11 protein-coding genes and 1 other annotated feature (1 of these 12 running past the window's edge) are annotated in these 13562 nt (G+C 26.8%); of the genes, 2 read left to right on the plus strand and 9 right to left on the minus strand.

Annotation, left to right across the window (positions count from 1 at the left end):
- Nucleotides 1-400: 400 nt before the first annotated feature.
- Nucleotides 401-3382, plus strand: coding sequence for a vitamin B12-dependent ribonucleotide reductase (locus AC07E4_RS18970; protein ID WP_478217189.1), 2982 nt, complete (start codon nt 401-403; stop codon nt 3380-3382).
- Nucleotides 3383-3419: 37 nt separating this feature from the next.
- Here AC07E4_RS18970 and AC07E4_RS18975 read toward each other — a convergent pair whose 3' ends face one another.
- The 5 genes from AC07E4_RS18975 to ymfI all read right to left on the minus strand — a co-directional run bounded on the left by AC07E4_RS18975 (nt 3420) and on the right by ymfI (nt 8257).
- Complete coding sequence (locus AC07E4_RS18975; protein ID WP_478217190.1) at nt 3420-4961, minus strand: hypothetical protein; 1542 nt, start codon at nt 4959-4961, stop codon at nt 3420-3422.
- 13 nt (nt 4962-4974) lie between these two features.
- Nucleotides 4975-6369, minus strand: coding sequence for a sensor histidine kinase (locus tag AC07E4_RS18980; protein WP_040330127.1), 1395 nt, complete (start codon nt 6367-6369; stop codon nt 4975-4977).
- A 1-nt stretch (nt 6370) separates the two neighbouring features.
- On the minus strand, nt 6371-7063 hold the full coding sequence (locus AC07E4_RS18985) for a response regulator transcription factor (protein WP_040330126.1): 693 nt from the start codon (nt 7061-7063) through the stop codon (nt 6371-6373).
- A gap of 61 nt (nt 7064-7124) precedes the next feature.
- The gene (locus AC07E4_RS18990) at nt 7125-7433 is read right to left on the minus strand and encodes a hypothetical protein (protein ID WP_040330125.1); all 309 of its coding nucleotides are present in this window, start codon (nt 7431-7433) and stop codon (nt 7125-7127) included.
- An 83-nt stretch (nt 7434-7516) separates the two neighbouring features.
- The gene (ymfI, locus tag AC07E4_RS18995; RefSeq protein ID WP_040330123.1) at nt 7517-8257 is read right to left on the minus strand and encodes an elongation factor P 5-aminopentanone reductase; all 741 of its coding nucleotides are present in this window, start codon (nt 8255-8257) and stop codon (nt 7517-7519) included.
- Nucleotides 8258-8771: 514 nt separating this feature from the next.
- Between ymfI and AC07E4_RS19000 the strand changes: the two genes are divergently transcribed.
- On the plus strand, nt 8772-8942 hold the full coding sequence (locus AC07E4_RS19000) for a DUF362 domain-containing protein (protein ID WP_040330122.1): 171 nt from the start codon (nt 8772-8774) through the stop codon (nt 8940-8942).
- 311 nt (nt 8943-9253) lie between these two features.
- Here AC07E4_RS19000 and AC07E4_RS19005 read toward each other — a convergent pair whose 3' ends face one another.
- The 4 genes from AC07E4_RS19005 to asnS form a co-directional block, all read right to left on the minus strand.
- Nucleotides 9254-10105, minus strand: a complete 852-nt coding sequence (locus AC07E4_RS19005) for a YitT family protein (protein WP_040330121.1) — start codon at nt 10103-10105, stop codon at nt 9254-9256.
- A gap of 171 nt (nt 10106-10276) precedes the next feature.
- On the minus strand, nt 10277-10612 hold the full coding sequence (locus AC07E4_RS19010) for a hypothetical protein (protein WP_040330120.1): 336 nt from the start codon (nt 10610-10612) through the stop codon (nt 10277-10279).
- A 446-nt stretch (nt 10613-11058) separates the two neighbouring features.
- Nucleotides 11059-11505, minus strand: coding sequence for a YtxH domain-containing protein (locus tag AC07E4_RS19015; RefSeq protein WP_051540470.1), 447 nt, complete (start codon nt 11503-11505; stop codon nt 11059-11061).
- Nucleotides 11506-11908: 403 nt separating this feature from the next.
- A complete protein-coding gene (gene asnS / locus AC07E4_RS19020; protein WP_478217191.1) occupies nt 11909-13300 on the minus strand; it encodes an asparagine--tRNA ligase in 1392 nt (463 codons plus the stop codon).
- A gap of 119 nt (nt 13301-13419) precedes the next feature.
- Nucleotides 13420-13562 (minus strand) — a binding site (T-box leader) (it continues 102 nt past the right edge of the window).

The following is a 13562-nucleotide window of genomic DNA, read 5'->3' on the forward strand; positions in this document are numbered from 1 at the left end:
TATATATTTGAAAAATATTTTAAGAATAGACTTAAAATATTAGTAAAAACTAATTTGTGTTGTTTAAAATTTACTTCTATAAAATCTTATTATATCATTTAATATTCTCTATAACATTTTAATTTATAACATTAAAAAAATCTATACATTTACATTTTATATTATATATTTATTTTATATTTATATATAAACAAGAGGTTTTAAACGAATTTTGTTATTTTATCGTTATTTATTATGATTTTTACATAATAATATTTCTTGATTATAAATCACCCTTATTATATAATACAACATGTAGTGCACTCAAATATCACTTATTCTACATATAGTGTATGAGTGTGTTTAGTTTTAGGAGGTGACAATGCTGTTATATGCTTATTTTTAGCATTCAGCAATGATAATGAATAATATATTAAAAAGATATTTTACTAAAGAATTAGAAAACAACACTAAACTTACTGTATATGATTTATTTCAATGGAAAAAAGTTGATGTGTTTTTAAAAGATTATAAAACTAATAAAATTTTGATAGATATGAAGGATTTAGAATTTCCTTCTCATTATTCACAAAATGCATGTGATATAATAGCTTCAAAATATTTCAGAAAAGCATTAGTACCTAATGATTGTGGATATGAAAACAGCCTAAAAATGGTTGTTCACAGAATTGTAAATTTTTGGTGTGAAGCTTTAATTGATGAAGGCTTAATAAGTACAGGTGATGAACATAAAATTTTATATGATGAACTTGCTTATTGTTTTTTAAATCAAATGTATGCTCCAAACTCTCCCCAATGGTTTAATACTGGATTAAAACATTCTTATGACATACATGGTAATTCACTAAATACTTTCTATTTTGACCCTAAAGGAAAAAAAGTATTAAAAAGCAAGGATGCTTATACTAGAACTCAAGCTTCTGCATGCTTTATTCTTTCTATTGAGGATAAACTGCTAGGTAATCATTCTATCTCTGAGCAATATGTTACCGAAACTAAATTATTCAAAGGTGGTTCTGGTACTGGCACTAATTACTCAACAATAAGAGCTAAAGGTGAAAAATTATCTGGTGGTGGAGTTTCTTCTGGAGTTATGAGCTTTTTAAAAGGACTAGATAGAAATGCGGGTGCTATAAAATCTGGTGGAACTACAAGAAGAGCTGCTAAAATGGTTGCACTAGATATAAATCATCCTGAAATAGTGGACTTTATCGAATGGAAGTCTAAAGAGGAAGATAAAGTTAAGGCTCTTGGCAAAATGGGATATGATGCAAGCTTTGAAGGTGAAGCATATGAAACTGTTTCTGGTCAAAATGGAAATAATTCTATACGTTTCAGTGATGAATTTATGAAAAAAGTAGACAATTTACCTAATAATCAAGATGAAACAATAGAACTTGTAGGAAGAGTTGATAACAGAGTTAATGAGACTATTAAAGTAAAAACTCTTTGGGATAAGTTTAATACTAGCGCGTGGAAATGTGCAGACCCAGCCCCTCAATTTGATGATACTTTTAATGCATGGCATACATGTCCTTGTGGAGAAGATGGTGTTTATGGTGCCAAATATAATAGAATTAATTCTACTAATCCTTGTGGGGAATATGCATTTTTAGATGATACTTCATGTAATTTAGCATCAATAAATGTTTATAAGTTTTTTGATGAAACTACTAACCATTTTGATTTAGAAGGATATGTTCATTTAGTTTCTATTATTCAATTAGCTTTAGAAGCTTCAATCCATTGGGGCCAATTCCCTACAGAAGATATAGCAAGAAAAACTTATCTTTTCAGAACAACTGGACTTGGAATATCTAATCTGGCATCATTACTTATGGTTATGGGATATCCTTATAATTCTGAAGAAGCTAGAGCATTTTCAGCTAGTTTAATTGGTATATTAACTTCTAATTCTTATGTTACTTCTTCAATGATGGCTAAAAAACTTGGTTCATTTGAAAAGTATGAACTAAATAAAGAACATATGTTAAAAGTAATTAGAAATCATTGTAGAGCAGCTAAAGCTTTAAATACTAAGTATGAAGATTTAAACTATACTCCATTAGAAGTTAATCATGCACTTTTAGATAAAATGGGATTATCTAACGTAAGTAATTGCTTGAAAGAATCTTGGCTTAATGCGTATTCTTTAGGTAAAAAATATGGTTATAGAAATGCTCAAGTTTCTGTTATTGCGCCTACTGGAACTATTTCTTTTGCAATGGACTGTGGTGCTACGTCTATTGAACCTTATTTTTCACACTTTATATATAAAAAATTATCTGGTGGTGGATTTATGACTATAGTAAATCCAGTTATTGAAGCTAGCCTTAAAAACTTAGGATATGATAAAAACGAAGTAAATGATATTTTAAATTATATCTTAAGAAAAGAAATTGTAAATGAAGATGGTTTTGAATATGAAAAGATAATTGATGGCAAAATTGAAGGTGCTCCACATTTAAAACCTGAACATCTTGCTATATTTGATACTGCAAATAAATGTGGTTCAGGTGAAAGATATATAACACCAGAAGGTCATGTATTCATGATGGCTAGTATAACTCCTATGATTTCAGGTGCTATATCTAAAACCGTTAACTTACCTAATAATGCAACTATAGATGATTTTAAAAAAGTTGTTATTGACTCTTGGAAACTTGGTGTAAAAGGTATTTCGTTATATAGGGATGGATGTAAAGCAAGCCAGCCATTAAATACTACTTTAAATGATGATAAAAAGTTAAATTTAGAAGACTTAACTTATACTGAACTATTAAATAAAGCTAAAAGTTTAGAATTTAAAACACATATATCTAGTCGTGAGAAACCTGAAGGTATAAGATATGGAACAACTCATCCAGCTCAAATAGATGATGTCAAAATTTATACTACAGTCAATAGAAATGTTAATGGCGATATAACTGAAATTTACATTACTACAGATAGAGAAGGTACTATTATTACTGGACTTTTAAACTCACTTTCTAAATCTATATCTGTGATGTTACAATATCATGTTCCAGCATCAGATATTTCAAAAATGTTACGTGGTCAAAAATATGAACCTTATGGATTTGTTCAAAAGCATCCTTATATTAAAAGTGTAACTTCTATTTCAGATTTAATAAGTAAAATTATAGATATTGAACTTGGGGACTTTTCTCGTTGTCAAGTAAAACCTCAACTTACTAACTTAAAAATTAACTTTCATAAAACTAATTTAGAGGCTACTGTTACTGATGAAATTTCAAGTAGCACTATTGAAGGTGAAAGAATTTACTCAGAAATTTGTTCCAATTGTTCAAGTACTCACCTTGTTAAAAATGGTACTTGTAAGGTTTGTCAAGATTGCGGAACCACTACAGGATGTAGCTAAAAAATAAGAAGGAAATTTTCATTTGAAAATTTCCTTCTTATTTATTTAACTCTTTTGTAACTTTACTTACTTCTTTACTCCAATTATCAACATACTCATCAGTAGCCCACTCAGCCATTATAATTTTTTCATTACTTTTTAAATCTATTTCAGCTAATGCTTCCTCTTGTATATTACTTCCTTTAACTTCATAAATAAGCATTTTATCATTAGTAAATCCTACTGCTAAGCTTTTATTAGGAGAAAATATTATATCCTTTAATTTAGGTACTTGATCTTTAACCTTACTCAATGGCAAGTACACCGAATCATATCTCAATATTGTCTGAGGTATTTCTATAGGTATACAAAAATCTACATAATCAAAGTTACTATTTGTAGTACTTATTCTTCCATTAAGTGACCACTTTCCTGGAACTCGTTCTACTGACATACTTGTAAAATTTTCTATGTTAACATTTTTATTATCATATCCTTGGTTTAATGCTCCTATTATAGACTTCTCAAGAACTTTCATTCCATCCTTGTTTAAGATTTTTGACGCTGTTATATCTTTTACATCACCAGCATAAATAGTATCTACTGGTATTATACTTATATCTTCATAACTTTTTCCTATTCCCTCTTCGCTTAAAATACTTGAATAAGCTTTTATACTAACATAGTCATTACATATGAAATTTATTTCTGTTGAAGCATAAAAACTCTTATTTGTTTTCAATACACTTTCTAATGCAATCCTTCTCTGTTCTTTTTCTAAAGGAGATATTAGTATGTCATCATAAATTTTTTCTTCTGTCACAACTTTTTCAGAATTAATTTTCCAAAATCCACTTTTTCTTGGTAATAATATATATGGAATTTCTTTTATTTCTATAGTGCTTCCATTATATCCAATCCATATTGTTCTATACAAAAAATTATTTATATTATCTGTATAATTTAAAAATCTTTCTGGATAATGTACATTATAATTTTCATTTTTAGATTTTAATCCTATTAATACACCACTTTTTTGATCATTGTGATTAATTGAACTTTCCTCAAAGCCACTTATAGATACACCCCTATTTTGTCTCTTTTTCTTAATAGTATCCATATCACCTTCACTAATTCTAGATAAGTGATATAAAATATCATTATTTTCTATAATAGCATTATTATCATCTATTAATATTATTTCTTCATAATATCGTTCTTTTGAAGATATAGATACAACTTTCACCTCTTCTTCTTTTATCCCTATTTCCTCTGGAAGTTTTCCATATTTATTAAAAATATACTCATTTGAATCTACAATTTTTAATTTATAATTAGGATTTTTATAGGTATTGTTAGGAAATATAGCTACTTCTTTATTTAGTATAATTATCTTTTCATCCCATGTTGCTGAAGGTATACTATCATCTTTTATTTTGTTTTCCAATACAGTATGTTTATTTATTAGCCATTGTCCTGAAATTATTGGTGTTGCTTCTGGTTTTTCTGTATTTATTCCAAATTCATCTGCTTCATATTTACAACCAGTGAATATAATTATTATTAAAAATAATAATATATACTTAAATATCTTTTTCATAAATTCATATCCTCTATGATAATAATTTTATAGGTACACTAAGGGTAACTTCTGTCCCTATATTTATTTCACTTTCTATTTTTAGCTTTCCATTATGCAACTCCATTATTTCCTCACATACTGATAACCCTATTCCATTACTAGATTTAGAACTATTACCTTTATAGAATTTCTCTTTAACCTTCAGTAAATCTTCCTTGCTAATTCCACTTCCATTATCTTTTACTGACATATATATATTATTTTCATCTGCTCTTAAATGCACACCTATATTTCCACCTTTATCAGTAAATTTAATTGCATTGTCAATTATGTTTATAAGCACTTGCTTTATCCTATTTTTATCAACCATTACTATTGGTATTTGACCATCTATTTTTAATGACAACCCTAAGCCTTCATTCCTAATTCTAGGATTTACTTGTCTACACACACTTTCAACTAACTCTTCCATATCAGTATTTTGCTTTTTCAAAGTTATATTTCCTGATAATAATTTTGAAAAATCTAAAAGATCTTCAACTAAATATGTTAATCTATCTACTTCCTGCTCTATAATATCTAATCCCTCTTTAATTTCTTCTTCATCTTCAAAATCAGATGATTTTAAAACTATAGACCATCCTTTTATAGAAGTAAGAGGCGTTCTAAGTTCATGTGAAACAGATGCAATAAATTCATTTTTAACTTTTTCATTTTTAAGAATTTCTTCTGACATATAATTTAATGTATCTGATAACTTTCCTAATTCATCATCTGCAAACTTAGGAATTTTTTCTTTAAAGTTTCCTTTAGCCATTTTCTCCGCACCATCAGATATATTTTTTAATGGTCTGCTTACGCTATTAGAAATTAAAACACTTACAAAACTTGATAAAATAACAACTCCTATACCTGACATTACTGCATATTTAGATAACTTAATTATACTTGTTTTTATATTTTCTGTTGATGAAATAAACCTTAGTACTCCATCAATCTCACTATTATAATACAATGGCATATATACACTAATTACTGATACACCATTTATATCTGTCTTTTCCTTATACATTCTGTTTTTTCCACTTATTAAATTTTTAAAGTTATCATTTCGTTCTATTTTATCAAAAATTTCTCCTTGTGAATCCATTATTATATTTCCATTTTTATCAATAATTTGTGCTTTAACATCTGTATCTTCCCAGAATAAATCTACATCATTTGCAACATTGCTTCTTAGTGTGGAATTATAAAAATACGTATTATAGAAATTACTCGAAATGGATATTTGATTTGTTAATCTTTCTTCAAGACTCCTATAATAGTAACTTCTGATTGCTACTATTGCTATAATTTCCACAAATACAATAGTAATTATTATACTAATTAAATATCCACCTGCTATTTTACTTTTTATTGAAGCCAATCTATATCTCCTTCCATCTATATCCTGTACCCCAAACAGTCTCAATATATTCTGGTTCAGAAGCATTAGTTTCTATTTTACTTCTAAGTCTTCTTATATTAACATCTACAATTTTATTATCACCTACATAATTATATCCCCAAACCATATCTAAAAGTTCATCTCTACTAAATGCCTTTCCTTTATTTTCAATAAACATTTTAACTAGCATATACTCTTTTGGTGTTAAATCTACTTCTTCACCATTTTTATATACTTTCTTACTATATAAATCTATTTTAAATTCTCCAGATAATAACATGTTGCTATTTTTATCTTTATTGGTTTGTTTTAATCTCCTAAGCAAGGATTTAATAATAGCAATTAATTCCATGGGGTTAAATGGCTTTACTAGATAATGATCTGCCCCAAAACTTAATCCTTGAATTTTATCTGTATCTTGCCCCCTTGCTGTTAGCATTATAACACCCATCTCTGGATATTCCTTTTTTAAAATTTCAGATACTTTAAACCCATCAATTCCATTGCCTAACATAACATCCAGTATAACTATATCAGGATTTTCTTCTCTAGCTTTTTGAACTCCGTCTTCTCCATTTTCAGCTTCTATAACTATAAAATTTTCTCTTTTTAAACTTATTTTTAAAAACTTTCTAATTGAACTTTCATCTTCAACAATTAAGATTTTCTCCATTCTCAATATCACCTTTCTCTAATTTTTTATATAATAAAAAGTCACATAAACTTCTGTGACTTTACTTATCATTATCTACTTCTTTATAATCAACATCTATAATCACAGAATCATCATTATCATTTTCTTCTGTACCTAAATTTTCTTTGTTAGAATAGTTGTATTGACTATAATTCTCATTAGACTTATTAATTTCCTTTTTAGCTTTATATTTTAAATATACAAGCCCTAAAACGGCTACTAATATAACAAAAGCTATTATAGTAAAAATACCACTTATAATCGTACCAAATATGGTTAATATTGATGGTCCTAAAACTATAATAAGAATAATACCTAATATTACATATATTATATTTTTACCTTTCATTCTTGTATTCACCTCTTCCTATATAAACTTAGCATTATTATTATACTATAAGTTTGTTTCAATTTAATTTCAATAGAAAAAATTTATAAAAAAGCTCCATCTACATTAATTATTTGACCTGTTATATAAGAAGATTCCTTAGATGCTAAAAAAGCAACAGTATTAGCCACTTCATTTCCTTCTCCTAATCTACCTATTGGTATTTCATTAATAAGCTCATTCATTTCTTCATCAGATAAAAATGAATTCATCTCTGTATTTATTACTCCCGGCGCTACCGCATTAACTCTTATATTCATTGGTGCTAATTCTTTTGCTAGTGCTTTAGTAAATAAATTTACTGCACCTTTTGATGTAGAATAAATCACCTCACAAGCTGCACCTGCATTTCCCCACATTGAAGAAATATTTATTATGCTACCTTGGGACCTACTTATCATGTGTGGACAAACATTTCTACACATATTAAATATTCCTTTAATATTAATATTCATTATATCATCAAAATCTTTTTCATCCATATCTATAAATAATCCAACTTTAGATATTGCTGCATTATTTACTAATATGTCTATTTTACTAAAAGTATTAAGTGTCTTGGTTACTAATTCATTACAAAATTCATAATTTGATACATCACCTTTTACTAAAATACCATACCCTCCAATTTCTTTTATTTCTTCTAATGTTTTCCTTGCAGCTTCATCATTATCTTTATAATTAATTACAACACTAGCACCTCTTTTAGTTAACTCTAAAGCTATACTTTTTCCTATTCCTCTACTTGCACCTGTAATTATTGCAATCTTACCTTGTAAATTCATTTTTCCTCCTACTATAGGGTTCCAAGTTCAAATTTTAAATAATACATTTATCAAATGATAATTCTAGAGTTGAAATTTATTCATGTTTTTATATTTGGAACCAATTAAGAACTAAGAAGTAAGAGTGAAAAGTTATGGTAGCTATTACTCACTTTGTTCCTAATATCCCAAAATAGAAATATATAAAAACTAGTTTTTATATTACGTTTAAATAATTTGCTTTGAAAATTTAATAAAAAATCATTCTTTTAAATTGGAAATCCAATTTTTACATTCACTTTCAATTTTCAATTAAACTAATTAGAATTCTCAACTGAAACATGAATAACTTAAAGTTTAGACTTGTATCCCTATTAACACTATATTTATGTATATTTATTATTTTACTTTTTATTATTATCAATAAATATTATACCATTTATTGATAAACTTCAAAATATTTAGATAAAGCCTTTATTATTATTGAAATTTATGATATTATTAACTAGAAATCGTAGTAAGGGGGGTTTGTATTATGGCTTACAAAATCGCTGATGCTTGCATTAGCTGTGGTGCTTGTGAAGCAGAATGCCCAGTTAACGCTATAAGTGCAGGAGACGGATTATATGTTATAGATGCTAACACTTGTATCGAATGTGGTGCTTGTGCTAACGTTTGTCCAGTTGGAGCTCCAGCTCAAGAATAATTTAACATATTAACCTATTATATTTAATAGGAAATGGCTGATTTTTTTAAAATCAGCCTTTTGTTTTGTACAAGCTTATATTTTACATTTAAAGTAAAAAAGCTACACATTATAATTATAAATGTGTAGCAATATAAAATTATTACAAAATTAATTTTTGAAGATTTGTTTTATAATTGTTTTGAACTGTAATTCCTTTAATAGCTAAACATATTTTAAATGATGTTAAATTCAAAAACTTAATTTAAATTAAAATTTTGCAAAAATTTTTTATAAATTAAAATTTGTTTATCTATTATATGTAATTAAATTTATACTATGCTTCCAAATCCTTCTCCTAAAGTTTCATGAACATTGTATATTATTACAAATGCATTTTTATCATTTTCTCTTATGTATCCTCTTAATTTTATAAACTCTTTCTTGTCCATTACTGCTGTTAATACTTGCTTTCTTTCCTCAGTATATGCACCCTTAGCCTCATACACTGTAGCTCCTCTTCCTAACTCTTCCATTATAAATTTCTTTATTTTTTCATTTTCTGAACTTACTATTTCAACTTTTCTAATTACATTAAATCCATCAATTATATAATCTACTGTAAATCCATTAATTATAACACCAAGTAAAGAATACATACCTATCATCGGTCCAAAGGCTGCAACTGCCATTAATGTTACAGAAAAATCTGTAATAAGTAATCCTTTACCTATATCTAATCTTAAATATTTATTAAGTATTTTTGCTATTATATCTGTACCACCAGTTGATGCATCTTGATTAAATATAATTCCCATTCCTACAGCACCTATTATAATACCAAAAACTAAATTAATTAATAAATCATCTACAATTGGTCCATTTAAACCAAGTACTTTTGGTATTACAGCCATTAATGTAGGCAACATTAAACTGCAATAAATTGATTTTACTCCAAAACTCGCTCCTATAAATATAAATCCAATTATATATAAAATAACATCTAACCCTAGCATTATTACTGGAACACTTAATGCTGGTATATAATTATTTACTACTATGGCTATACCTGATATTCCACCTGCTGCTAAGTTATTAGGAACCAAAAATATAGATAATCCAGCTGCTAAAAATATTAATCCAATAGTTATAAAAAATAACTCTTTAAATAGTTTCTTACTCATAATTCTCTCCTTTCAGTATAATAACATCATCTATTAATGTTATTATTTTCATTAGTTCATAATAATACTCTTCATATAGTTTAATTTTGTAATATATTTTTTGTTAATAGAATGTTAACATTTAAAAAACTTCAATAAAAATCATGAGAAAAAATTTTCCCATGATTATCCTTACTTGCTAAATACATCTTTAACTATTGCAAATATGTCTTTTCCTATCTTTAAATATTCAGTCAAACTGTCTTTTGTTTCAACAACTTCCTCTGTAACATCATTTACAGCTTCACTAACATTTTTTACATTATCAGTTATATTTACTATGTTTTCTGCCGCTTCTGGCAATGAATCAATAACTTTAGTTACATTTCCTTCATTTTTTTCTATAATACTATTTAAATTTTGTAGGAACTTTATTCCTTTACTTAAGAAAATAATTAAAAATACTAATGCTGTTCCACCAAGTATACTTAGTATTATAAAAAATAAATTTTCAACTGATATATACATTAAAACTTCACCTTATTTCTTGTGATAATATAGGATTCCAAGCTAAAATTTTAAATAACATCTTTATCAAATGATATTATTAAGCTTACAGTTTATTGCTATTTTTATATTTGGAACCAGTTGACAATTGAAAATTGATAATTGATAATTGACAGTTATGGTTAATATTACTCATTTCATTCCTAATATTTAAAATAGAAATACATAAAAACTATGTTTTTATATTGTTTTTAACTAATTGGAAATCCAATTTTCACCTTCACTGTCCACTGTCCACTGTCAATTGTCCATTGTCAATTTTTAAAAATATAGATTAAAACTTAAAATTAAAATTCTCAACTAAAACATAAATAACTTAAAGTTTAAACTTATATTCCTATATATAGAATTTCAAATTTATCTTTTAAATTATTAATTTAAAAACTTGAACACTCTCAATGTTAATCTTATTTTTCTTCTTCCATATTTTCCTGTGGAATTTCTCCAAGTGTTTCTTCATCATCAACTATGTTATGTTCTTCTTTAATCACTTCTTTGAATGCTTCTTCTAAAGCTTCTTCAACAATTTCTTCAATATTTTCATCTGACTCTAAATCACATTTACACATAGATTTTTTCTTTTCAACTATATATTCACTTATTTTTTCTTTAGCTTCATTTACATTTTCTTTTAATTCTAATGATTTATCTTTTAATAAATCATTAGCTTCTTTAGCTTTATCTTTTATATCTCCAACTGTTTCCTTTCCTGACTTAGGTGCTAATAACATTCCTCCTATAAGCCCTAATGTAGTACTTGCTGCTGCAGTCATAGCTATTTTTCTTCTTTGTCTCTTTTTCTCTTTCTTTTCCAGTTCTATTTTTCTTCTTTTCATATCAGATACTAATCCCATAAAACTACCTCCAAAATATATTTTTGTTTGATGCTAAGTATTTTAAGCTTGGACATCTTATATATTCTTTATTCGTATTTTTTTAATTTTATTTATATTTTATAAGATATTTTTTTAATAATTTCTAAAATATTACTACTAATATATCTATATTATCATAAAACTTTAATTATATAAACATTTTTTCATATAATTTTCTTTATTTTAAAACTTAACTTTAAATTTACAGTGTTTCCTTTTTTATTTATTTTCTGATTATAATGTAATATTTTTTATTTACTATTTTAAATACTATAAAGTTTCAAAAATATAAATTTATATTATATAAAATAAAAAAGCATTAAAATTAATAAGAGGGCAAAATTAAATCTTTGCCCTCTTATTATTATTCATATAGTATTTTTTAGAATTCAGCTGTTCCTGTTGTTCTTGGGAATGGTATTACATCTCTTATATTGCTTATACCAGTCATATACATTATCATTCTTTCAAATCCTAATCCAAATCCAGCGTGTTTAGTTCCACCGTATTTTCTTAGTTCTAAATACCACCAGTAATCTTCTTTTTTAAGTCCTAATTCAGCCATTCTGCTTTCTAATACATCAATTCTTTCTTCTCTTTGGCTTCCTCCAACTATTTCTCCTATTCCTGGTACTAATAAATCCATAGCTGCAACTGTTTTATTATCATCATTTATTCTCATATAAAATGCTTTTATTTCCTTTGGATAGTCAGTTACAAATACTGGTTTCTTAAATATTTCTTCTGTTAAATATCTTTCATGTTCAGTTTGTAAATCTATACCCCATTCAACTGGATATTCAAATTCTTTTCCTGATTTTTTAAGCATTTCAACTGCTTCTGTATAAGTTACTCTACCAAACTCTGAACTTGCAACATGCATTAATCTTTCTTTTAGTCCTTTATCTACAAAACTATTAAAGAAATCTATCTCTTCTGGAGCATTTTCCATAACATAATTTATAATATATTTTATCATATCTTCAGCAAGTTCCATATCATCCATTAAATCTGCAAATGCTATTTCTGGCTCTATCATCCAGAATTCTGCAGCATGTTTTGCTGTATTTGAATTTTCTGCTCTAAATGTTGGTCCAAAAGTATATACATTTCTGAATGCTAATGCATATGCTTCTGCTGCAAGTTGACCACTAACTGTTAAATTTGTCTCTTTACCAAAGAAATCTTGCTTGTAATCAATTGCTCCATCTTCTGTTTTAGGAACATTATCTAAATCCATAGTTGTAATTCTGAACATTTCTCCAGCACCTTCACAATCACTACCAGTGATTATTGGTGTATGAGTGTATACAAACCCTCTTTCTTGGAAAAATTTGTGTATAGCAAATGCTGTTAATGAACGAACTCTAAACACAGCTGAGAATGTGTTACTTCTTGGTCTTAAATGAGCTATGCTTCTTAAGAACTCAAAGCTATGTCTTTTCTTTTGTAGTGGATAATCATTGTCTGATAATCCCTCTATTTCAATTCTAGTTGCTTTTAATTCAAATGGTTGTTTAGCTCCTGGTGTTAAAACAAGTTTTCCTTCTACTGTTAAAGATGAACTTATACTTAATTTTGATACTTCTTTGAAATTTTCTAATTCCTCTTCAAATACTACTTGAATATTTTTAAAGAAGCTACCATCATTAATTTCTATAAACCCAAAGTTTTTAGAAGCTCTTAATGTTCTAATCCATCCACTTATACTTATTTCTTGATCTGCATATTTTTCTTGTTCTCTGTAAAGTTGTTTTACAACTACCTTTTCCATATTTATTCCTCCTTCTTGATTTAGGCATATTCAACATACCTTGCATAAAATACTTTATATATTAATATTTTTAAATTAAACAAATTAATTTTGGGTAAATAAAAAAACCTTTCATCCCAAATAGGGACGAAAGGTATTATTTCGCGGTACCACCCAAATTGTCATAAATGACCACTCTACCAGTACGGATTTTTATCGATACTGTTCAAAATTATAACGGTTTGAATCCGTCTAAGCCTACTCTTTTACAATTTCGGTTAGA

The sequence above is a fragment of the Clostridium amazonense genome (assembly GCF_056431285.1).